We start from the raw sequence: 21,942 nt of genomic DNA on the forward strand, positions 1-21,942 counted from the left end.
GTCCATGATTTTAGAAATAGAGAGGAGCAACCTCATGTCATCTATTCGTATAGGTATTGTAGGTTACGGTAACTTAGGCAAGGGCGTAGAGAAATCGATCCGCCAAAATTCAGATATGGAGCTCGTTGGCATTTTCACACGTCGCAGCCCAGAATCCATACAAGCAGAGGTTCCTGTCTTTTCACTCAATGATGCGGAATCTTACAAAGATAAAGTAGATGTAATGATTTTGTGCGGAGGCTCTGCAACGGATCTTCCAGAGCAAGGTCCTGAGCTTGCACGTATGTTCAACACGGTGGATAGCTTTGATACACATGCGCGTATACCTGAATATTTCGCATCTGTCGATGAAGCTGCTCAAGGAAACGGACATGTTGCAGTTATCTCGACAGGTTGGGATCCAGGCTTGTTCTCCTTGAACCGCTTGTTGTTCGAATCTGTTCTTCCAGAGGGCAATGAATACACATTCTGGGGACGTGGCGTGAGCCAAGGTCACTCCGATGCAATTCGCCGTGTAGAGGGCGTTAAGAACGGTGTACAATACACAATTCCTTCCGAGGAAGCTGTTGCGAAGGTACGTCAAGGGGAGAACCCTGAATTGTCCACTCGCGAGAAGCATTTGCGTGAATGCTTCGTTGTAGTAGAAGAAGGGGCAGACAAGGCTCGCATCGAGCAAGAAATCAAGTCCATGCCGAACTACTTCGCAGACTACGACACAATCGTGAACTTCATCAGCGAAGAAGAGCTGAAGACGAATCACTCTGCAATGCCTCACGGCGGTCTTGTATTCCGCAGCGGCGTGACTGGTGAAGGCACATCGCAAATTATGGAGTTCGGTCTGAACTTGGGCAGCAACCCTGAGTTCACAGCGAGCGTTCTCGTTGCTTATGCTCGTGCTGTATATCGTCTGGCACAACGCGGCGAGTCCGGTGCGCGCACAGTATTCGATATTCCATATGGCCTGTTGTCTCCGAAGTCTCCGGAGCAGCTCCGCAAGGAATTGCTGTAATATACAGGAGTCTATATACGAACAGCAGCCTCGGCATTCAATGTGCGGGCTGCTGTTTTTTGTATGCTGTCATAACTATGCAATCCGTTCGTTCTGCTTAATTCAAGACGTAATCTTGGTATGTCTCCATTTCAGCCTCAGTCGTGTTGCCCATTAATGTGTATTGAATTTTCTGCTCAAATCGCGAATGCGTAGCTTGAAATACCTCATAGCTGCAGATGAGATGTTTCAATTTCGGCAGTGTTGTCAATATATCATAGCGGCCATCTTCCGCCTTTTCTAATTTCAACGACACGAGCTTCTTCATATTTGCTAAGAAATCAATGTTTCTGACCGTTCCCTCTATCTCCAACTGCTTCATATTTTTGAGGCGAGAGAGCACTTTATACGCAGATTCAGGGATATCGGAGAGGGACAATTCCTGCAATTTTTTGCACTGGGAGAGTGGTTCCAGCGAATCCAGCTGCAAGCCTTCCAGCCCTACCTTCTTAAGAGCCGGGAATTGCGGAAGGGATTGAATATCCGTTACGCCAGCTTTATACAGGCTGAGCTCCTGTAATGCGGGAAGTGCTGCCAGCGGCGAGATATCCGTAATTGTAGGCATTTGCGCCAGACTGAGCTTTTTCAAATCGACCAGAGTCAAAATGGGACTGATGTCTTGGATCGATTGGCGAAGCAGGCACAATTCTCTGACGTTCTTGAATGTAGAGAGGGGAGACAGGTCAGTAATTTCCTCGTCGCATACAAAAAAGAAACGTACAGCCTCGATTGGTGTGAAGGAGCTTGGTTCTTTGCCAAGGACACGTATGAGCTCCTGTTTCCATCGTTCATCCAAGCGACTCCACCAGTTAGTGAATTCTGCTTCATCCGCACCGTCGGTGGGAAGTAGAAGCTCCTTCAATTCATCGAATAAATGGCCTGTTTTCCATAGAACGTACTGATTCTCCTGATCGTATACGCAGCGTCCTGCCTGAAACTGATCAAGGATAAAGGAATAAAAGGATTCCAGTGAATCGGCTATGACGACCATTTCTTGTTCATCGCGGCCGCAGCTAATGATCTGCCCTTTCGTGCCTTTTGGGCCAGGTGCAAGATCAAGCGCGATAAAATTGCCTGAACCATCGGCAGCAAACGGGATCCAGCCGGGGTTCCAAGTGACTTCCTGGATATAGTCCTTCTGGTACGAGATCGTGTCGAACTCATAGTTGGAGGCAATCTCTAGTTGAAGGCGGATTTCATATTCAATATTTTGCAGACTCAACCAGTAGAACCCTAGTATCAATAGATGCTCGCCAGGTAGTTCTCCATTATGCATGACATATAATTGCTTGAAATTATCGGGCAGCATGCATCCTGTGAGTGCTTCAATATGCTTGAAGTCATCAGCTTGCACTCCCGTGGCTATGGCTTGATGTGGTATCCACTCGGTAAAGGCGTGTACGAATTGTTCCGTTTCGATCGTCTGTCCCTCCGTTTCAGATCATATTGAAAATAAGAAGGATGATTCCACTGCATGACATTACATATCTGTCGTTCTCCAATGCTGAGCGATAAATTCATCGCGCCCTGACTTGGAGCGATCCTCCTTATAATGTTCCGGTTCCTTGCGATAGTAGTCTTGATGATAGTCTTCCGCAGGATAGAAGGGGGCAGCATCGCGTATTGGCGTCACGATAGGCTTGTCGAAGCGTTCACTCTCAGCAAGTGCCAGCTTGGATGCCTCAGCTAGTTGGCGCTGTTCCTCATTGTGCACAAAGATAGCCGCCGTATACGATTCACCGCGATCTTGGAATTGGCCGCCGTCATCGGTTGGATCGATTTGCGCCCAGAACAGTTCAAGCATCGTGCTATACGAGATGATGTCTGGATTGTATGTAATTTGTACGGCCTCCAGATGACCGGTCGTCTGCTTTTTTACTTGCTCGTATGTAGGATTCGGGGTATGCCCACCCGTATAGCCAGATACGACGCGATAGACGCCATCCCATTGGTCAAATGGCTTCACCATACACCAGAAGCATCCCCCCGCGAATGTTGCGGTAGCGGTTCTATTGTTCTGCACTTCAGACGTGCTGGATGTGGATTGATCGGCAGACGTTGTCATCATAGTTGCCCTCCCTGTTCCTAATCATAGATAATGTGGTTGTACTTCTCGCAGCCTTGTCTAACAGTGTACCGCGAGACGATTCACCTGCCAAGGAGGAATGAGCCTATGAATTCCCTATTTGAATCTTCGCCACTCTATTTGCGGCAAATAACGTTATTGCGTGAACAAGTACCTTCCTTCCATCAGTATCCCTTTGATCTTACCGCGATCCGTTCTCTCGACCAGCTTGCATTTCGCAAACCTGTTACCTTTATTGTCGGGGAGAACGGTACAGGGAAGTCTACCTTGCTGGAGGGGCTTGCTGTTGCTTGGGGCTTCAATCCAGAAGGCGGCTCAATGAATTTTTCATTTTCGACATCTGCAACACACTCTGAACTATATCGCTATCTGAGGCTGTCTCGGGGGGTTCAGCGCCCGAGGGACGGTTTCTTCTTGCGTGCGGAGAGTTATTATAATGTGGCGACAAATATTGAAGAACTGGATGCAATCGCATCTCCAGGCCCGAAAATTAAGGAATCGTTCGGGGGGAAATCACTCCATGAGCAGTCGCACGGGGAGTCATTTCTGAATACGTTCCTGCACCGCTTCGGCGGGCGCGGAATGTATATGATGGACGAGCCTGAAGCGGCTCTGTCGCCGCTCCGCCAGATGACGCTCCTTGCACGGATGCACGAGCTTGTGAACAAGCAGTCGCAGTTCATTATCGCAACTCATTCTCCGATCTTGATGTCCTATCCGAATGCGGAGATCTGGCAGCTCAATGAAGATGGGGTTCATCTGGTGGAGCTGGAAGAGACAGATCATTATATCATTACGAAGAGCTTCATGAATGATCGGGGGGCTATGATTCGAACGCTGTTCGAAGCGGATGAGGATTGATTTGTAGAGAGGCATCCATGTGTCGTGTGTGGGATCATCGGGGGGATATAGGGAAGTGAGTGGATAAGAACCGATTCCTGAAGCCGTGAATGAGTAAATGTCCATTGCCGTATGCTATGTATAGTGAAGCCTGCTATAGGTATGGAAAAGGAGATGCAAGAATGGCGCACAGTTCGCGTTATCATGTCTATATTGCGATAAGTCTGGACGGCTATGTGGCACGTGACAATGGTGATGTTGATTGGCTGTTCACCGATCAAGACTACGGTTACGAGGATTTCTACCGTTCGATCGATACGCTTATTATGGGCAGACACACCTATGATCAAGTGTTGACTTTCGGCGCCTATCCTTATGAAGGCAAGGAGACCTATGTGCTAACGACAAGCCGCCAAGGTCGCGATGATTACGTGACATATGTTCCCGATACGGCTTCTTTGTCAGCGAAGCTCGGAGATAAGGAGCGTCAAGTATGGATTGTAGGCGGTGCGCAGATCATCGGCAGAATGCTGGAGGAAAGATGGGTAGACGAACTTCGCCTCTTCATCCATCCTATACTGCTTGGAGGGGGCATCCCTTTATTTCCACAGCATCATACGATGCGTACCTATCATCTGCTTGGCACGCACAGCTATTCTTCGGGGCTCGTAGAGCTGCATTATTCCCGTTCATAACAGGGAATGAATCTTTCATTTCTTGGGATTCAGCCTTACAACAAGAGCGCAGACGCTGTTCATACGAACAGTGTTCTGCGCTCTTGTTGAATCCATCTAAGTACAATCTCGTTTACATATTGCCGATTTTGGTTTAAGAAATAACGTTACGAACGTTCTACAATCGTGTTGTACGTTGTACGGTCAGTATGCTTCACCAGTTGAACAAGCAGTTCTTTGGCTGCGTCGATATCGTCTGTATGAACGATCGAAGCAGGTGTATGGATGTAGCGGCCGCATACGCCGATGACCGTCGAAGGAACACCCTTGTTGCTCAAATGCACTTGGCCAGCATCTGTCCCGCCTGGAGATACAAAGTATTGATACGGAATGCGAAATGTATCCGCAATATCTTGGATGAACTCCACGAGACCGCGATGTGTAATCATCGTAGGATCGAGGATGCGAAGCAATGCACCTTTGCCGAGATGGCCGAAGGAATTCACGTCACCCGTCATATCATTCGCTGCGCTGCAATCCAGTGCATAGAAGATATCGGGCTGAATCAAGTTGGCAGATGTACGGGCTCCGCGAAGACCAACCTCTTCTTGAACAGTTGCACCGCAGAATAATGTATTTGGAAGCTTGAATTGCTCACGATGAAGTTCCTTCATCAATTCAATGGCAAGTCCAACACCATAACGATTGTCCCATGCTTTAGCCATAATTTTCTTCGGATTAAGCAATGGAGTGAATTTGCAGACCGGAACGATTTGTTGTCCAGGGCGAACGCCCGCCTGTTCAGCCTCTTCACGGCTGTCTGCACCGATGTCGATGTACATATGCTTCACGTCTACAGGCTTGTTCGCTGTAGCTTCGTCAAGCAGATGCTTCGGAATGGAGCCTACAACACCTGGAAGTGGGCCGTTTGGCGTAATAACTTCAACCTGCTGGGCGAGTACAACTTGTCCCCACCAGCCGCCAAGCGGTTGGAACTTCAACATCCCGTTTGGTGTAATTTGCGTGATCATGAAGCCAACTTCATCGAGATGGCCGGCTACCATAACGCGAGGGCCTTGCTCGTCGCCGCGCATAACGCCGAAGACACTGCCGAGTGCATCATGCACGAATTCATCTGTATATTTGGATAATTCAGTTTTTACCAAGGCACGCAGTTCCCGTTCGAAGCCGGGAGCGGAAGGGAATTCCGTCAGCGTGCGGAATAATTCTAACGTTTCCTGTTGCATGGGATTGCTCCTTTCATCACTAAAGCCTGTTCATCATTTTAGTATGAACCGATTTGATGCAGGATGCAAGCGTGTATCACGAGGAACATGTCTTGCTGCTGAGGTATGAAATGGAAAGAAAGAGATGAACATTTTCAACACTGTTTCATGATGCCACACTAAGTAAGCGCATGAAGCTAGAGATAAGGAGGAATTGAATTGGATCATCATTCGTTAACATCACTGGTTATCGTACTGATTGTTGCCTTCCTGACGCCAATTGCTCTGCACCGATTCAGGCTGACGATTATTCCGGTCGTCGCTGATTGTTACAGGCTCGGTTGAGTACGTGGAAGAGCTGAAGAGGTAAATTGAGCTTACCGTATAAGGGAAGCATAATGGTGTATCGTGTCAGAGTGTGCAATGGAAACGTATAAAGGCATACCAAATCGGGGTTACGTAACGGAAAAGAATAAAGGGACGCCAAGGCGAAGCAGCGCAACGGATTAGTATATTAGAATACACTGCAAGAATATTTAATCGGAAACGCATACGGATAAAGAAAAACAGCAGCTCCAGAGCATCTGATGCTCCGGAGCTGCTGTTTTTTTGTTCGATGCTGCGTCATGATAACGCCATCCCGCAGAGAAAGCCGAGACGGCGGCGCAAATTACATCTATTTGATAACACAATAATGGATATTAGGATTGCGCTTGAATAAATGCATCAATACGTGACATTACGTCTTCCGATACGCGCTGCAAGCGTGCTGCAGCATCTTCGCCAGTCGAGCCCTTCACGGCGAAGTACATCTTAATCTTCGGTTCGGTTCCGGATGGACGGAGGCAGAACCAGCTGCCATCTTCGAGGTGGAACTTCAGTACATTTTCCTTCGGCAGATCATATAGGCCTTGTGCGAAGTCTTCAGTCAAGGTGATGGCCACACCGCCTGCTGTAGAAGGAGCATCTTCACGCCAATTATTCATAATACCTTGGATGATCGCTACGCCTTCCACACCTTTCAACGTACGTGTTTGCAGGCCTTCGAGATAATGACCGTGCTGCGCATACAAATCTTGCAGCACTTCGTACAATGTCTTGCCTTGTGCTTTGTAATAAGCTCCAGCTTCACTGATGAGCATAGCTGCGATAACAGCGTCCTTATCGCGTGCATAGTTGCCTGCCAAATAGCCATAGCTTTCTTCGTAGCCGAAGATGAAGGTATGCTCACCTGTGCGATCGAATTCTGTCATCTTCTCGCCGATATATTTGAAGCCAGTGAGCGTGTTGAATACCGTCATGCCGAAGGATTGAGCGATTGCTGAACCGAGCTCACTCGTTACGATTGTTTTGATCACAGCTCCATTCGCTGGCAATGTCCCCTTGGTCTTCATCGCGTCCAGCAAATAATGTACCATGATCGCTCCGGACTGATTGCCGGTCAGTACGACATATTCACCGTCCGCATTCTTCACAACAGCACCCATGCGGTCTGCATCCGGGTCTGTACCCATGATGATGTCCGCATCCCAAGATTTAGCCTGCTCAATGGCAATGCTGAATGCCTCACGCTCTTCTGGATTCGGTGACTTCACGGTAGGGAAGCTGCCGTCTGGAAGCTCTTGTTCCGCTACGACGCGAACCTGCTGGAAGCCGATGCGATCCAATACAGCACGTACAGGCTTGTTGCCTGTACCATGAAGCGGTGTGAAGAGTACACGGAATGAATCGTTGGATGCGCGAATGATATCTTCATTTTGGCTGACGGAAGCAACGGCATTTATGTATGCTTCATCCATTTCCTGTCCAAGCCACACGAGGAGTCCTTGTGCTTCTGCTTCCTCACGGGTTAGCTTCTGAATGCTCGCGAATGATTCGATGCCGCGAATTTCAGCAATGACCCGCGATGCTGTATGTGGTGTAATTTGTCCACCATCGTTGCCGTATACTTTGTACCCGTTGTACTCTGGCGGGTTGTGGCTTGCCGTTACCACGATGCCTGCGCTTGCCTTCAGGTTCCGCACAGAGAAAGACAGCTCAGGAGTAGGGCGTAGACTTTCGAATACGTATGCCTTTACCCCATTGCCTGCTAGAACCAAGGCTGCTTCAAGCGCGAACTCTGGAGAGAAGTGGCGAGAGTCGTAAGCAATCGCGACGGAAGGAGCGGCTTCTTCTGACTTCAAGTATTGGGCAAGACCTTGAGTGGCTTTGCCTACTGTATATACATTCATGCGGTTGCTGCCCGCGCCAATAACGCCGCGCAAGCCACCTGTACCAAATTCCAAGTCTTTATAGAAACGGTCTGTAATTTCTCGTTCGTTGTCAGCAATCTGCTGCAATTCTGCCTTCGTCGCCTCATCAATGTGTGCATCGTTCAGCCACGCATCGTAGGCTTGTTGTGCATGCAGTGCAGTGTCCATTCGTGAAATCCTCCTTCAAAAGAATCATTTACCTGACGGTTACTTTCCCTATTGTACTGGATAATGAAGGTTCATGCATGTGTAAAAATCATAGATTCCTTTTTATTCCTAATCATGTAGAGTCTGTTGAACAATGAAACAAATATATGATTTACAAACCAAAATGATGCTTGAAGCAGCTCGTCTGAGGTCGGAAAGCGTGTATCGAAGATGAATATCCCGTTATCTGTGAACAGACTGCAGGAGGCGCTTCTGTGACCAGATTCAATGCAGTTCGTTCTTGGTAATTGTTGTGTCAATTTTACTAGTATAAGAGGCAGCAATAACAATGAAAGCGCTGCTGTAGCCACTTTCTCCAAGAAAGTGGCTTTTTTCTTTACCCGATCTTTATCTCATCTTGATATGAGGCTAGTAAACTAGTTTCATCAACGAGATTGATAGAGAAGGGAAGAGGTAGTCTACGAATGAAAAGATTGACTATGGTATGTTTATCGGCGCTCCTATTCTTGGGGCTCTCGACTTATGTTTATATGCAGGATGTACATGGTTCACAGGAGGAACATGTCCTACTGCACTCACCTGAGGGCGGAGGACAGCAACTAGTAGGGAAGACGATCGTCCTTGACCCCGGCCATGGGGGACAGGATTCAGGTTCGGTTGGCCAGCAGGGCACACTGGAGAAGAATGTGACGCTGCAGACCGTTCAGGCGATTAAGCGCGAACTTCAGCGACGGACAGGCGCACAGGTCGTGGTCACAAGAGAGCAGGACGAGACGGTATCTTTGCAGCAGCGAATTGACGTCGCTGAAGAGAAGTCAGCAGATCTCTATGTGAGCGTTCATTATGATGCTTTCGATACGGGAGAAGCAGAAGGAATGACGACCTACTATTACGATGATAACAATTGGCAGCTTGCCAACACGATGCATGAGCATCTGAAGCAGAGCTTCAATATGCGAGATCGCGGCGTTCATGTAGGAGATTACATGGTGCTGCGGGATAATTCAAGACCGTCGATCCTACTTGAGCTTGGATACATCTCCAATCATGATGATGAGAAGCGAATGAAGTCGCAGGCTTTTCAAGAACAAGCGGCTAAGACAATTGTTGATGGAATCATAGATGTGCTGCGTTAATACGGAATGTAAGAGAGCAGGGTACAAATTGAAATGTAGATATAAAAAGAACAAGGGGTGCACTTCAGTGCATCCCTTGTTCTTTTATTATATATGAATTGGGAAGGGGGCAAAATAGAGAAAAATGATTAAGGCAAATCGATGACCATCACATGAGTGCCTGGTCTGAAGTGGAACTTCATCGTATCGGCATTCTTGATACGAGCTGCATCTCGACGATGTAGTACTTCACCGTCCTCGAAGCCAACTTCGCCTTCCATCACGAATACATACAGGGAGCGGTTCGGTCGTAGTTCGATAGTCGCTTCTTCTCCCTCTGGGAATTGGCCCAAATACATCGTCATATCTTGATGAATATGGGCAGTTCCAAGCTCTTCTGCGTGATTGGATACGACCGGAAGCAGGCGGTTCTGGATAGATTCCAAGCCGTAAGTATGCGTCTCATAGGATGGGTCGATCCCGAGTCGTTCCGGCATAAACCATAATTGCAGCAATTCAAGCGGCTCAGAGCTGGACGCATTCGCTTCACCATGGTAGATCCCTGTTCCGGCGCTCATGCGTTGAATTTGACCAGGCACGATAATTTCGCGGTTGCCTGTGCTGTCCTTATGCTCCAGTGCACCTTTCAAGACGACGGTTACGATTTCCATGTTTTTATGGGGATGTAGACCGAAACCAGTACCCGGCGCAATATGGTCATCATTTAGTACACGCAGTTCGCTGAAGTGCATATTTTCTGGATCATAGTAATCAGCGAAGGAGAAGCTGAAGTATGTCTTCAACCAACCATGGTTGTTATGATAGCGGTCTCCAGCCCGTTGGATGGAACGTTTCATTGTCGTGTTCATTGTAGAGTCCTCCCACTATGGTTCATATTCTGTACGATTAGGTTCGGCAGTTGTATGCCTTGATGAACAGAGTCTTTGATTAATTGCGTTAGTGAACGATTAATAATTGGATAATGCTGAAAAGTTACAGCAATGCGTCCAGAGACAAGGAGCCTGCGCCAATCAGTGCAACACCGATGGCAGCTGCAATCAGCATCACGTTGTATTCAATCCCGTTCGACGTTACCCAGTAGCCGTTCGCCCCATGGACCTTCACAATCGCAACAAGCATTGTACCGACAATAAATGCTGCGCCAAGCCATGTGAGGAAGCCGAGCCCGAACAGTAAGCCACCGGCAAGCTCAGTCAACCCAGCCATCAGCGCCATGAGTGGGCCAGGACGCATTCCGATAGACTCGAACCAGCCGCCTGTACCTTTAATTCCGTAACCGCCAAACCATCCGAACAGCTTCTGTGCTCCGTGTCCCATCATCGTCAATCCAATAACGAGACGAATAATCAATAAACCGTAATCTGCCAACATATAATATTCCTCCTAATAATGTAAGGTAAGAACGTTCTTCTTACCTGTTTATTTGTTAAAGTACTTGACTGAGAATCTCGAATTCGAGATATTAGTTCAAAATGAAACCCTTCTCTGATGAAAAGGGCTATTTCGGTGAAGGGACGCTCTGCCCCAATTTTTTCAATAAGCTAATGAGTTGCTCCTTGTCCTCCGAAGACATTCCATTCACGGCTTCGTGAAGAGCCTCTGCGTGCCTTGGGAATATGTCGCCAATGACGGCTTCTCCTTCAGGTGTCAGTTCAGCGTATATGACGCGACGATCTTTCTCGCAAGGTCTTCGCTGCAGCAGTCCCTTCTTCACGAGCTTGTCGATCACATAGGTCATTGTGCCGCTTGCCAGCAAAATCTTGCCGCCAATCTGCTGGATAGGGGTAGAACCCTTATGATAGAGCAATTCCATGACCGCAAATTCGGACGGATTGAGCTCATAATGCTTCATATCCTGCTGGGCGTAATCCATTAGTGCCCTAGATGCGCGGGATAGGACAACGAACAGCTTCAATGATTGTTGAATCTCGGGATCGAATGCATCCGTACGAGGTCTGGTCATCTGTCATTCACCACCTTTATGGTAAGGAGTTTTGATATCTTGAAAATTAATATCTCCAATTCGAGATAAATATATCATGCCCAAAACTCTTTGTCAACTCATAATTTTCAGTTGAACATGTAATCCTATATTGGGAGAAGACGGAGACTCGGTACAGAGTCAGTATTCAGTGTAGGGAACTTCGAAGGAGGAGGGGTTATATGCCTACAACAGAAGAGCAGCATAACGGAACTGCACAAGCAGGTATGCCGCAAAATGTAGAATGGTCCTCCTATGGAGAGAACAATGTTGTCTTCTTGAAGGATTGCTTTCGGCAGTGTGAAGACATGATTTTTTACACCTTCGAGTTGCAGGGAGGCAAGAAGGCTACCTTATGTTATCTGGATGGGCTGACGGATACGGCGATGCTGGATGAGCATATTATTGAACCGCTAAAGCAGCGTTATCCGGACAAGCCAGACTCCGCTAATGTACTGGCAGAGGATATTCTGCGAACGGTTACGGCTGTGAAGGTGACGCCGACTCATTCAATGGAGGCGGCAATGGAAGCAGTATTAGCAGGCTTGACCTTGCTTATACCTCACCGTTCATCTGCTGGATTTACGATTGATGCGATAAAGTTCGATCAGCGGGGCGTATCAGAGCCGTCTGCGGAATCGGTGGTACGCGGCCCAAGGGATGGATTCGTAGAAACGCTGCAGACAAACGCAGCATTGCTTCGTCGTCGTGTTCGAGCACCACGGTTGAAGATGGTGTCGTTAAAGCGTGGTGAATTGACTCTCACAGAAATCCGGTACGTCTATATAGAAGGCATTGTGGACCCCCGATTGCTGGAAGAAGTGCGGAAGCGTCTGGAAGGCATGTCCTTGCAAAGTGTGCTGGACAGCGGTTATGTGGAAGAATGCTTGGAGGATATGCCGGCATCTCCATTTCCCCAGTTACTTACTACAGAGCGTCCAGATGTAGCTTCCTCCCATTTACTTGAGGGACGTATCGTCATATTGGTTGATGGGTCGCCAGTTGCCCTCATTGCGCCAGGACTGTGGGCATCGTTCTTGCAATCTCCTGAGGATTACTATGAGCGCCACCACTTCGGCACCATCATCCGCTGGCTGCGCTACATTTGCCTCGTGATTTCATTAATTGGTCCCTCTCTTTATGTAGCCATTATCACCTACCATCAGGAGATGATTCCAACTGCTCTCATATTAACGATGGCTAAAGCCCGCAGCCAAGTCCCATTTCCAGCGCTTGTAGAGGCGTTCTTGATGGAGATTATGTTCGAGGCGCTTCGTGAAGCGGGCGCGCGGCTGCCACAGCAGGTTGGTTCTGCAATCAGCATCGTCGGTGCTCTCGTTATTGGTCAAGCCGCAATAACTGCAGGGCTCGTCTCTGCTCCAATGGTTATGGTTGTCGCGATTACAGGGGTATCCTCATTTTTAGTGCCGCATTACAACTTGGGAATCGCCGTGCGGCTGCTGCGCTTTCCTATGATGATCCTCTCGGGCATGCTAGGCATGCTGGGATTAATGATGGGGGTCATATTGCTGATGACACATCTGTTTACATTGAGATCGTTCGGTATCCCTTATATGTCAGGAATTGCGCCAATGCGCAAAGAAGAGCTCAAAGATATTTTTCTTCGTGTTCCCGTATGGACGGAGAATACCCAAATGGAGCGCGATGTATCTGCGCGAATGGAAGTCGGGGGTAGCAGAGGCAGAGGGGGAACCTAGAAGGCAGCTTGATAGGCAGAGAATAAGAAACGGGATGCTGTCATGTCAAGAAAGCCTTTAGGGTTGATTATTCTCATGGAGGATAGAGGTGAGTATGCATTTGACTCGGGTGATTCGATATTTAGCAAGCATAATTCTTCTCTGTCTGCTGGTACCCCTGCTTGCAAGCTGCTGGGATCGGACTGAAATTGAGCAGCTCTCCATTATTCTTGCTGCCGGATTGGATCAGGACGGGGATGGGGGGATAAAGACGACATTGCAGGTATATGTCCCTAAGGAAGGAGGAGCTTCGGCTACGTCCAGCGGGGGCAAGGAGGGGGGAGGAGGCTCAACGACAGTATTCTCGGCAAATGGGAAAACACTTGGCGAGGCCGTATTTGAGCTGCAAAATAAGATGCCGAGATATATATTTTGGGGACAAACGGAAGTGTACGTAATTAGCAAAAAGCTGGCACAAGAGGGGCTGCTGAAGCATTTCGACTTCTTCCTGCGATATCAGAATCCGCGTGAACATGCGCTTATATTTATTACAGATGGGGAAGCAAGTGATTTTCTCAAGTCGATGCCTCAGCTCCATCAAAACGTTGCAGAGATGTTTAAGGATCTTGGCAAGTCGCGTTCAATATGGGATGTTACGCTGCTTGATTATATGAAGATGATGGCTGGAGATTCATCGATGGGGTTTGCACCGTATGTGGAATGGAAGACGAGCGAACTTGGTGTCCGTGTCCCTTCGATAGATAAGCTGTCAGTCTTCAAAAAGGATCATTATGTTGGCGAAATAGGCGGTAAAGATGTGGTTGGTGTGATGTGGCTGCGTGGGGAGAAGAAGCGTTTAACGGTCTCTTTGTGCAAGGAAGGGGATGGAAAGGACTGTTTGTCGCTTCGAGTTCGCCGCAATACGTTGACGTTCGATCCGTATTGGGATGGAAAGCAGCTGACAATGCATATGAAGCTGGTTGCCTTCATGGATATGACGCAAAATAGCACGAGGCTGGACGTGTCTGATTCTGATCAAGCGCGTCAAGCGGAAACCCGGATAGAAGCGAACATTGAGCAGCTGATTAAGCAATCTATTAAGACTTCACAGCAGAAGCTGACCGCCGATGTGTTCGATTTCGCAGCACGTGTGCATCGAAAGTATCCTTCACAGTGGAAAGAGCAGATCGGGCCAAATTGGGATCGCATTTATGCCAACATGAAAACCGAAATTGATGTACATGCCCTGATTGAGAGGCCAGGCAGCATCACAAGCACCATTGAGCAGAAGGCGGGTGTGCATTAATGGGGAACTATTTTCTAGCGGGAATGAGCCTGCTGTTGATTGTCAATCTGATCTGGGAATGGAAGATCGGTACTTTTTCCAAGCAGAATGACAGAGAAAAACGTGTGTTTTTTGTGTTGTGGGGGCTCGCCTGGGTCGTTGTTGTTTCTGTAAGCCAGTTCCCGCCGTGGACGTCGCCCCGACAATGGATTGATTTCGTATATAAGCCGCTGTTGTTGTGGTTGAAGCAACCATCATAATCCAATAAAAAGAGGGAGTTGGCAAGGGTATGGAACGAGGGCGAATAACTTGGCCGCAGCTGTGCATGCTGACCTATTTGATGGTGTGCGCTACAGCCGTGCTCGTGATTCCAACGGTAGCTTCCCAAATCGCGGGCCGAGATGCATGGATGACATCGATTATTGGCTCGGTAGCGGGATTTATCACACTATATATTGCCATGCGCCTAAATCGGTACTATCCCGAGATGACGATGGTCGAGTATGCACCCGCACTCATTGGACGCTGGGCCGGGATGATGGCGAACGGAGTGCTCCTATTTTTCCTACTGCATGGAGCAGGGCTCATTGTAAGGGAATATGGAGAGTTTATCGTCGGTTCCCTCCTTATTCGTACGCCTGAGACAGTCATCAATACAGCTCTTATATTCGTAAGTGCAGTAGCTATCCGTGGAGGGATTGAAGTCATTGGCAAGTTTGCCTTGCTCATCGCTCCTTTGTTTATGATTTTATTGGTCTGCATCCCTTTGTTTCTCCTTCCTGAGCTGAGTGCAACAGAGGTGTTCCCGATTTTGAACAATGGATGGAGGCCGGTATTGAAGGGTTCGATTACACCCGCAACTTGGTTTTTGGAATTTTTGTTGATCGGATTTTTCCTTCCTTATGCAATCGGCAACCGCAGCCGACTAAAATGGAGCTTATCACCGCTAATCCTTACGCTGCTTACCATGGTGCTCACGAATTTCGTTTGCTTGTTTTTATTTGGTCCGCTGACATCCATGTTCACGTTCCCTGTATTTGTGGCGTCTCGCTACATCAGCCTTGCAGGTTTCTTTGAACATGTGGAGGCGGTGGTAGTCGTTCTATGGGTAATGGGGGGCTTCGTACAAATTGCCGCCTGGTATTACGTGCTTGTGCTTGGAACCGCGCAGTGGTTGAAGCTCAAGGATTATCGGCCAATCATTTTTCCGATTGGCGTTCTCATCATCGCGATGAGTTTCTGGATTTCCGATAATTTGCAGGATATGGTGGATTTATTTATGACAACGGAGCCTCTTTTTTCTGCAACTGTGCTGCTCGTGTATCCACTGCTTCTGCTTATCATTGCGTGGTGGAAGAAGAGGCGGATCTTACATAAGGAAACACGAGATTAATGCCGTAATTTCTATCTAATAAGCGAATGCTACTCTTTCAGGTGGATCGTACCACTGCTATGTTGAAATTTCGGCGCTGCATCGCAGCAGTCTTGATTGACGATGATAGTGCCAGAGGGTGGAATGACGGTGATTTCGCAAAGTAACCGCTTTCGGGCGGTACCTGACACCTATAAGGAGTGTGCATGATCATTCTTACTACCAAGTCTCGTCATAAGCGCAAATTCTCCGATAGTCGGAAGTATTTGTGGATAGGTACACTGGAGGGAGCTAACGCGGTCGTTACCCTTACTTTGCTGGGCGGCCCTTTCCGCTGATTAGATGCATAGCATAGCTATGCCCCTAGAGAATAGCTTTGTTTTTATAATAAAAGATGGGGCGTTCTATGAGGGTAGCTTTCGCTTCTATTCATGGGACGCCCCTGTTCTGCAATATAGTACGGTTACGGATTCATTTGCTGCTTGCGATATGTGTTTGGTGACATGCCTTGTGTCTTCTTGAATACTTTACTGAAATATTTCTCATCCTGATACCCAACCATCTCGGCCACCTGAGCGATGCGCAGGTGGGGGTTGAGCAGCAGCCGGAGTGCTTTGTCCATGCGAATATTCGTTATATAGTCAGACAGGTTAATGCCGAGCTGCTGCTTGAATTTGCGAGAGATGTATTCGCGGCTTACATAGAAGCGCTGCGCGATATCCTGCAGCGATACCTCCTCATGATAGTGCTGCTCCACGTACTTGGCGATATCATAAATGATGTGCTGTTCTTCCTTCTTTTGCTGCACCAGCAGGCCGGACAGCTGAGTAAGGGAAGACAGCCAGGCCTGCTCCCAGTCGCTCCATGAGAAATCATCCATACATTCGGGACAATGGAAGTGAATAGACATCTGATCTGGTATACCAGCGTGCATTTCCTCAACTGAAGCGGCATCTGGAGCGGCAGCTTGCTCCATCCGAACACGAAAGGCTTCCCACTCCTTCATCCACCCAATAAGCATATCCGGGGTTAGCTGCGACAGCTGCTTCTGTGCTTCGATGAAGGCGTGCACGGCCTGACGGAGCTGTTCTTTATGCCCGCTTAACAGAGCAAGTCTCCATTCCTCCTCGAAGGAGGCAAGTCGGATCTGCTTGGAGACTCCCGTATGCTGAGGGGGAGAAGCGATTCGCGCGGTCTCATCCGCTAATGATTCCGTTGTAACCTTAGACTTATGGATATGCGTTCTGTGCTTGAGCAAATTGCGGTGCATTAACGCATGTTTGGCTTCGGCATATCCGGCGGAGATTCCTGCGGGTAGGGAGAATGAACTCGATACACCGAAGTGCAGTCGGTGCTTGAAGGTCTGTTCCAGCCCGGCATTCAGTTGATCCAGCACAGCCTCCAGCCGCATGGGAGAATCCCACATGAGGATAATAAGCTCGCCTTCCGGGGCGCCATAGCGGAAAGCGGTGCCGCAAGTCGATACGTGATTACGCTGCCCATCCGATGCGTAGGTCTTGCCGTTCAGCAGTTCATCGGCAATATTGACAAGCGAGTAGAATAGCAGATGTCTATTCTCGCCGAATTTCCCGCGCCAATTGACGTGCCCTGCGTGAATTCGAGCTACAGCAAGCCGAGCGCACGTGATGGCTTCGGGGAGATAGAACTCGCGCTGCAATCTGCGCACATTTCCTTCATAGACACAAGGATCGTCCAATAAACCAGACCACAGCTTCTCAGCCAGCATTGGCTTGAATTCGTTGGCTTGCATGCGCTGCTGCTGGCTTGATTGGCGAACGTCCTCCTCTTGCTTCCACGCGGCGACCGCCTTGCCGATGGCGTTATTAACTGCATCGGGGTCGATTGGTTTCAATATATAATCCATGCCACCATGCTGCATAGCATGGCGAACGAGTGAGAAATCATCATGCCCGCTGATGGCAATGATCTTGCTTGAAGGAGCATGGCGGCTCATCCACTCCATAAGCGCTGTTCCGCTCATGGTCGGCATCATCATGTCGGTCATGACCAGCTGAGGCTTGTGCTGTTGAATCAGTTCGACAGCCTGCTCGCCGTCCGCAGCCTCCATAATCGTATCAATTCCGTGTGTATCCCATTCTACAAGCAATCGGATTGCATCCCGTACGTGCTTCTCATCGTCTACGATTAATGCCTTCATCATGTTAGTTATCACGCTCCAATTCCAGCTCTATCACAATACGAGTGCCTTGTGGATCCTGCTCCTCGACTCTCATCGTAGATTTGCCGTCGGTGAACAGCTGCAGCCGGGCGAGCACATTGACCAGTCCAATGCTGGACGGCGAGCCAGAGGAGGAATCCGAGACGAATTCGTCCCGTGACAAGGTATGGCTTGTTCGTGTGCCCAGCAGCTCTGGATGTACCTCCTTCAGCCTCTCGTTCAGTTCGATTCTACGCATCAAGGTCATGCCTCGACCGTTATCTTCAACGATTAGCTGCAGACAGGGGACAACTATGCCTTGTGCTTGTTCTGTTCGCTCAATATATCTGGTGCGAATGGCAAGCTGCCCACTCGGTACGGAACGGTCTATTCCGTGCTTGAAATAGTTCTCGACGAGAGGCTGCAGCGTCATCTTCGGCACTTGAGTGTCCAGCGTTCGCTCGTCAATATCGAATACGGCTTGGAAAGTGTCTTCGAATCGCTGTAATTGCAGCTGCAAATAGGCCTTCACATGTTCGAGCTCTTCTTGCACGGTTGCTGTGCTCTTGTCCGTATACATGCTGTAGCGCATCATCTTACCCAGCGCGGTGACAAGCTTATAAATATGCGGCGCATTATGCTGCAGCGCCAGTGTTCCAATCGATTGCAGCGCATTGTTCATGAAATGCGGGTTAATTTGGGCCTGCAGCGCTTTGAGCTGGTTTGATTTGTTCGCAAGCTCAAGCTGATATTCCCGCAAAATAAGGTTGTTGATCATATCCATCATATTGCGGAATCGCTTCAGGACGACGCCGATCTCATCGTTGCTGACAGGTTGGATATTTACGCGCAAGTTCCCCGTTTGCACTTGGTTGATGTAGCGGACGAGCTGACGTATCGGCTTTGTAATGCGGAACGATACGACGATCGTAGCAATAATGATGACAATCAGCGACAGGGCGATGAGCATCATGTTAATGACTGCGGCCTGATTCGCCTCCTGCAGCAAGTACGATTTCGGTATCTTCTTCACGAGCGTCCAATTCGCCAGCGGCGTCGCAACGCGCTCATGAATGAAAATGGCTCCATTCTGCTCGTAGTGGCCACTTTCTTTCTTGTTGATTTGTTCGCGGTTGTACCAGCTTGCTTCGAGCTGCTGTCCAATGATTTGTCGGTCATCTGCGTAGAAGACGTGTCCGGAATCATCTAGCAGATAGATGCTTTCCTGCTCCTGCGTGTACAGCTGATCCATAATTTGAGCGAGTGATTCAAGCTTCACATCGACTGACAGCATCCCAATGCGATCGTTGGCCGGGATGCGGTAAATCGGCCGGTGCAAGGTGAATACCTGTACACTCGGGAAGTAGAACGGTGACGAGGAGAACCCGTACGTATGGCTTAAATGTGTAGGCTGCATCTGAATGCCGTTCTTCGCATAGCGGGCTGTATCCTCATAGAGCTTCGCATCGTAGATGCGCCGAGGCACGCTCTGAATGACCAGCGAGGCGCGCTTCGTTTCGGTGCGATAGAAGTACACCTGCCATATTCCGTTCATAGACGATGCCATATTTTGCAGCGTGACATAGGTATAGGAATCGAACGTGTAATCGTCATAGCCTCTGTCCAGCTGGCGATAAAATTCATAGTCGGTATAGATCGTTAAGGAGGCACGGTTCAAATTGTCCACGAAATTCGCTAAGTTCGTCTTCCCTTGGAACATTAGCTGATGGCTTTGCTCAATGGCGCGCTTCTCTAGTGAATCCGTCGTATAGCTGTATGAAATGATCATCGTCGCTACAGTCGGGACGATAGTGGCAATGAGCATAAATAAAATAAGTTTGGTACGGATACTGTTCCACCGCATACATTCGCCCCCTCAGATTCACAGTGTAACGCTTACATTGGGAGGGGGTCAATATATTCCACCTTTTCGTTCAAGACCATCTGTGGTAACCGTTTACATTCGCGTGCATACTGAAAGCAACAAGAACGAATAACCTCTATTATTTCTGTTGAAAAGGAGAGAGTCGGATGTCGCGTAAACGATCATCTCAAGCCCTGCAGCAAGTCTTTTTCATCGGACCTGCGGCATTCTTTTTTACCCTTATCGTCGCAATTCCTTTTGTGCTCGGCATGTACTATTCCTTCACCGATTGGAATGGAGTCGCGGGTACTGTGAAGTGGGTAGGGCTCGATAATTTCATTCAAATATTTGCGAAGGACTCGGATTTCTTCCCAGCCTTCTGGTTTACGACACGCTTTACGGTCGTCGGCATTATACTAACGAACTTATTCGGCTTCGCGCTGGCTTATATTTTGACCCGACAACTGAAGCTGCGCAACGTGCTGCGGACGGTATTTTTTATGCCGAATGTCATCGGGGGGCTGCTGCTTGGCTTCATCTGGCAGTTCATTTTCATTAAGGGATTTGCAGCGGTAGGAGAGATGACGGGGATTGAATTTTTCAACCTGCCATGGCTCGGTGACGAGACAACGGCCTTCTGGGGAATCATTATCGTATTTGTCTGGCAGACTGCCGGTTACTTGATGGTTATCTATATTGCAGCAATGATGAATGTGCCCAAAGACGTGCTGGAAGCCGCAGAAATTGACGGGGCAACCCGGGGACAGGTGCTGCGCAACATTATCATCCCGCTGATTATGCCGGCTGTAACGGTATGCTTGTTCTTGGCGATCTCTTGGTCGTTCAAGATGTTCGATCTGAACTTGTCCCTGACGAAGGGCGGCCCGTTCAAATCAACAGAATCGGTTGCGCTTAACATTTACTTAGAAGCATTCCAGAACAATCGGTACGGCCTCGGCACAGCGAAGGCGCTCGTATTCTTCTTGATTGTCTCTGCCATTACGCTCATCCAAGTGCGCATCACGAAGAGCAAGGAGGTTGATATGTAATGGAAGCCATTAAATCATACAATATGCGAGCCTTTATTTTAGAAGTCCTGATGGTTATTGTGGGACTTGTCTTCCTTGTCCCGTTCTACTTCTTGCTCGTGAACTCGGTGAAGTCCTTCGGAGATCTGCTGTCCAACGCGGCAAGCTGGCCGGCATCGTTCGAATGGGCGAACTATCAGAAGGCATGGGAAATGACGAAATTCCCGCAAGCATTCACCAATTCATTGCTTATTACGGTAGTAAGCGTTCTGCTTGTAGGCTTAACGAGCGCTATGGCGGCATATCGGATGGTACGCCATAATACGCGCTTCAACCGAACGTTATTCATGCTGTTCGTCGCGGCGATGGTCATCCCGTTTCAATCGATCATGATTCCCCTCGTGAAGGTAACGGGAACGTTGAAGCTGACCGATAGTATGCTAGGGCTGGTTGTATGTTATCTTGGATTTGGCGCGCCGCTGTCGGTATTCCTGTTCCACGGCTTCATCAAATCCGTTCCGCTTGAAATTGAAGAAGCTGCTGTGGTGGATGGTTGTTCTCCCTATGGCGTATTCTGGAAGGTTGTATTTCCGCTGTTGAAGCCGATGTTCGTTACGGTTGCGATTCTGAACAGCTTATGGATCTGGAATGACTACTTGCTGCCTTCACTTATGCTGCAGAGTGCCAGCCTGCGGACGATTCCGCTCGCAACATATGCATTCTTCGGACAGTTCACGAAGCAGTGGGATCTCGCACTGCCGGCGCTCGTGCTTGGTATAACGCCGATCGTAATCTTCTTCTTGGCGATGCAGAAGTATATTATCGAAGGGATTACTGCCGGATCGGTCAAAGGGTAATTAGTACACGAATCGATCAATGAATTCCACCTGATCGGTCAATTCTCTCTCTGTAACCGTTTGCAAAACAAGAGCTATAATCAAGATGCAGCAAGCGATAAGAGCCACTGGCAGTTCACCTTAGCCACTTATGCTGCTGGGATTGTTGATGGTTCCGACGGATGAGTTGTGGAACATGTGGAAATGGTACAGTGAGGAGATTGGTATAGCAACCGAATGAATGAAAAGGGAAGCAGACAAAGGGAGGTC

Annotated in this window: 20 protein-coding genes and 1 pseudogene; 12 read left to right on the plus strand and 9 right to left on the minus strand. The window is 48.6% G+C overall.

From position 1 onward, the window contains the following. The first annotated feature begins 34 nt into the window (after positions 1–34). A complete protein-coding gene (locus BP95_RS0125480; protein ID WP_028533540.1) occupies positions 35–1,009 on the plus strand; it encodes a diaminopimelate dehydrogenase in 975 nt (324 codons plus the stop codon). A gap of 97 nt (positions 1,010–1,106) precedes the next feature. Here BP95_RS0125480 and BP95_RS0125485 read toward each other — a convergent pair whose 3' ends face one another. Together BP95_RS0125485 and msrA are read right to left on the minus strand one after the other, a co-directional pair. After that, the gene (locus BP95_RS0125485) at positions 1,107–2,402 is read right to left on the minus strand and encodes an SMI1/KNR4 family protein (RefSeq protein WP_028533541.1); all 1,296 of its coding nucleotides are present in this window, start codon (positions 2,400–2,402) and stop codon (positions 1,107–1,109) included. 126 nt (positions 2,403–2,528) lie between these two features. Beyond that, positions 2,529–3,116 carry a peptide-methionine (S)-S-oxide reductase MsrA gene (gene msrA / locus BP95_RS0125490; protein ID WP_081819975.1) on the minus strand — a complete coding sequence of 196 codons (588 nt, stop codon included), beginning with the start codon at positions 3,114–3,116 and terminating at the stop codon, positions 2,529–2,531. A 105-nt stretch (positions 3,117–3,221) separates the two neighbouring features. Between msrA and BP95_RS0125495 the strand changes: the two genes are divergently transcribed. After that, on the plus strand, positions 3,222–3,995 hold the full coding sequence (locus BP95_RS0125495) for an AAA family ATPase (RefSeq protein ID WP_028533543.1): 774 nt from the start codon (positions 3,222–3,224) through the stop codon (positions 3,993–3,995). 161 nt (positions 3,996–4,156) lie between these two features. Beyond that, positions 4,157–4,669, plus strand: coding sequence for a dihydrofolate reductase family protein (locus BP95_RS0125500; protein WP_028533544.1), 513 nt, complete (start codon positions 4,157–4,159; stop codon positions 4,667–4,669). A gap of 146 nt (positions 4,670–4,815) precedes the next feature. On the opposite strand, the gene BP95_RS0125505 is transcribed toward BP95_RS0125500, so the two are convergent. After that, complete coding sequence (locus BP95_RS0125505; protein ID WP_028533545.1) at positions 4,816–5,895, minus strand: M42 family metallopeptidase; 1,080 nt, start codon at positions 5,893–5,895, stop codon at positions 4,816–4,818. Positions 5,896–6,093: 198 nt separating this feature from the next. Between BP95_RS0125505 and BP95_RS33360 the strand changes: the two are divergent. Further along, positions 6,094–6,195: pseudogene (locus BP95_RS33360) on the plus strand (cation:proton antiporter); the annotation flags it as partial. Positions 6,196–6,575: 380 nt separating this feature from the next. Here BP95_RS33360 and BP95_RS0125515 read toward each other — a convergent pair. Beyond that, positions 6,576–8,294 (minus strand): phospho-sugar mutase, encoded by a 1,719-nt coding sequence (locus BP95_RS0125515; protein ID WP_028533546.1) that lies wholly within the window; start codon positions 8,292–8,294, stop codon positions 6,576–6,578. 464 nt (positions 8,295–8,758) lie between these two features. Here BP95_RS0125515 and BP95_RS0125520 point away from each other — a divergent pair, with 464 nt between their 5' ends. Further along, positions 8,759–9,430, plus strand: a complete 672-nt coding sequence (locus BP95_RS0125520) for an N-acetylmuramoyl-L-alanine amidase family protein (protein ID WP_028533547.1) — start codon at positions 8,759–8,761, stop codon at positions 9,428–9,430. 128 nt (positions 9,431–9,558) lie between these two features. On the opposite strand, the gene BP95_RS0125525 is transcribed toward BP95_RS0125520, so the two are convergent. The 3 genes from BP95_RS0125525 to BP95_RS0125535 form a co-directional block, all read right to left on the minus strand. Further along, positions 9,559–10,278 (minus strand): pirin family protein, encoded by a 720-nt coding sequence (locus BP95_RS0125525; protein WP_090511873.1) that lies wholly within the window; start codon positions 10,276–10,278, stop codon positions 9,559–9,561. 124 nt (positions 10,279–10,402) lie between these two features. Next, positions 10,403–10,801, minus strand: a complete 399-nt coding sequence (locus tag BP95_RS0125530; RefSeq protein WP_090511878.1) for a DoxX family protein — start codon at positions 10,799–10,801, stop codon at positions 10,403–10,405. Between the two features lie 127 nt (positions 10,802–10,928). Then, positions 10,929–11,393, minus strand: coding sequence for a MarR family winged helix-turn-helix transcriptional regulator (locus BP95_RS0125535; protein ID WP_021256250.1), 465 nt, complete (start codon positions 11,391–11,393; stop codon positions 10,929–10,931). 200 nt (positions 11,394–11,593) lie between these two features. Here BP95_RS0125535 and BP95_RS31395 point away from each other — a divergent pair, with 200 nt between their 5' ends. The 5 genes from BP95_RS31395 to BP95_RS34350 all read left to right on the plus strand — a co-directional run bounded on the left by BP95_RS31395 (position 11,594) and on the right by BP95_RS34350 (position 16,103). Further along, positions 11,594–13,129: a spore germination protein gene (locus tag BP95_RS31395; RefSeq protein ID WP_036667612.1), complete on the plus strand. Its 1,536-nt coding sequence runs from the start codon at positions 11,594–11,596 to the stop codon at positions 13,127–13,129. Between the two features lie 94 nt (positions 13,130–13,223). Continuing rightward, positions 13,224–14,414 (plus strand): Ger(x)C family spore germination protein, encoded by a 1,191-nt coding sequence (locus tag BP95_RS0125545; RefSeq protein ID WP_028533549.1) that lies wholly within the window; start codon positions 13,224–13,226, stop codon positions 14,412–14,414. Next, positions 14,414–14,653, plus strand: a complete 240-nt coding sequence (locus BP95_RS0125550) for a hypothetical protein (RefSeq protein ID WP_021256247.1) — start codon at positions 14,414–14,416, stop codon at positions 14,651–14,653. Before BP95_RS0125545 ends, BP95_RS0125550 begins: the two co-directional genes overlap by 1 nt. 29 nt (positions 14,654–14,682) lie before the next feature. Then, positions 14,683–15,786: a GerAB/ArcD/ProY family transporter gene (locus tag BP95_RS0125555; RefSeq protein ID WP_028533550.1), complete on the plus strand. Its 1,104-nt coding sequence runs from the start codon at positions 14,683–14,685 to the stop codon at positions 15,784–15,786. Between the two features lie 185 nt (positions 15,787–15,971). Then, a complete protein-coding gene (locus BP95_RS34350; RefSeq protein WP_265332130.1) occupies positions 15,972–16,103 on the plus strand; it encodes a hypothetical protein in 132 nt (43 codons plus the stop codon). 125 nt (positions 16,104–16,228) lie between these two features. Here BP95_RS34350 and BP95_RS0125560 read toward each other — a convergent pair whose 3' ends face one another. Beyond that, a complete protein-coding gene (locus tag BP95_RS0125560) occupies positions 16,229–17,947 on the minus strand; it encodes a response regulator (protein WP_231515198.1) in 1,719 nt (572 codons plus the stop codon). A 1-nt stretch (position 17,948) separates the two neighbouring features. Continuing rightward, positions 17,949–19,808, minus strand: coding sequence for a cache domain-containing sensor histidine kinase (locus BP95_RS0125565; protein WP_028533552.1), 1,860 nt, complete (start codon positions 19,806–19,808; stop codon positions 17,949–17,951). Positions 19,809–19,975: 167 nt separating this feature from the next. On the opposite strand from BP95_RS0125565, the gene BP95_RS0125570 reads away from it, so the two are divergent. Next, positions 19,976–20,857, plus strand: a complete 882-nt coding sequence (locus BP95_RS0125570; RefSeq protein WP_021256243.1) for a carbohydrate ABC transporter permease — start codon at positions 19,976–19,978, stop codon at positions 20,855–20,857. Next, positions 20,857–21,693, plus strand: coding sequence for a carbohydrate ABC transporter permease (locus BP95_RS0125575; RefSeq protein ID WP_028533553.1), 837 nt, complete (start codon positions 20,857–20,859; stop codon positions 21,691–21,693). Before BP95_RS0125570 ends, BP95_RS0125575 begins: the two co-directional genes overlap by 1 nt. Positions 21,694–21,942: the final 249 nt, after the last annotated feature.

It is taken from the genome of Paenibacillus sp. UNC217MF (assembly GCF_000686865.1).
Lineage (GTDB): Bacteria > Bacillota > Bacilli > Paenibacillales > Paenibacillaceae > Paenibacillus_B > Paenibacillus_B suaedae.

Bases quoted from the DNA above. Each gene is read 5' to 3' on its own strand.
- BP95_RS0125480 (WP_028533540.1), top strand. From the start codon at position 35: ATGTCATCTATTCGTATAGGTATTGTAGGTTACGGTAACTTAGGCAAG.
- msrA (WP_081819975.1), bottom strand. From the start codon at position 3,116: ATGATGACAACGTCTGCCGATCAATCCACATCCAGCACGTCTGAAGTG.
- BP95_RS0125495 (WP_028533543.1), top strand. From the start codon at position 3,222: ATGAATTCCCTATTTGAATCTTCGCCACTCTATTTGCGGCAAATAACG.
- BP95_RS0125500 (WP_028533544.1), top strand. From the start codon at position 4,157: ATGGCGCACAGTTCGCGTTATCATGTCTATATTGCGATAAGTCTGGAC.
- BP95_RS0125505 (WP_028533545.1), bottom strand. From the start codon at position 5,895: ATGCAACAGGAAACGTTAGAATTATTCCGCACGCTGACGGAATTCCCT.
- BP95_RS0125515 (WP_028533546.1), bottom strand. From the start codon at position 8,294: ATGGACACTGCACTGCATGCACAACAAGCCTACGATGCGTGGCTGAAC.
- BP95_RS0125520 (WP_028533547.1), top strand. From the start codon at position 8,759: ATGAAAAGATTGACTATGGTATGTTTATCGGCGCTCCTATTCTTGGGG.
- BP95_RS0125525 (WP_090511873.1), bottom strand. From the start codon at position 10,278: ATGAACACGACAATGAAACGTTCCATCCAACGGGCTGGAGACCGCTAT.
- BP95_RS0125530 (WP_090511878.1), bottom strand. From the start codon at position 10,801: ATGTTGGCAGATTACGGTTTATTGATTATTCGTCTCGTTATTGGATTG.
- BP95_RS0125535 (WP_021256250.1), bottom strand. From the start codon at position 11,393: ATGACCAGACCTCGTACGGATGCATTCGATCCCGAGATTCAACAATCA.
- BP95_RS31395 (WP_036667612.1), top strand. From the start codon at position 11,594: ATGCCTACAACAGAAGAGCAGCATAACGGAACTGCACAAGCAGGTATG.
- BP95_RS0125545 (WP_028533549.1), top strand. From the start codon at position 13,224: ATGCATTTGACTCGGGTGATTCGATATTTAGCAAGCATAATTCTTCTC.
- BP95_RS0125550 (WP_021256247.1), top strand. From the start codon at position 14,414: ATGGGGAACTATTTTCTAGCGGGAATGAGCCTGCTGTTGATTGTCAAT.
- BP95_RS0125555 (WP_028533550.1), top strand. From the start codon at position 14,683: ATGGAACGAGGGCGAATAACTTGGCCGCAGCTGTGCATGCTGACCTAT.
- BP95_RS34350 (WP_265332130.1), top strand. From the start codon at position 15,972: ATGATCATTCTTACTACCAAGTCTCGTCATAAGCGCAAATTCTCCGAT.
- BP95_RS0125560 (WP_231515198.1), bottom strand. From the start codon at position 17,947: ATGATGAAGGCATTAATCGTAGACGATGAGAAGCACGTACGGGATGCA.
- BP95_RS0125565 (WP_028533552.1), bottom strand. From the start codon at position 19,808: ATGCGGTGGAACAGTATCCGTACCAAACTTATTTTATTTATGCTCATT.
- BP95_RS0125570 (WP_021256243.1), top strand. From the start codon at position 19,976: ATGTCGCGTAAACGATCATCTCAAGCCCTGCAGCAAGTCTTTTTCATC.
- BP95_RS0125575 (WP_028533553.1), top strand. From the start codon at position 20,857: ATGGAAGCCATTAAATCATACAATATGCGAGCCTTTATTTTAGAAGTC.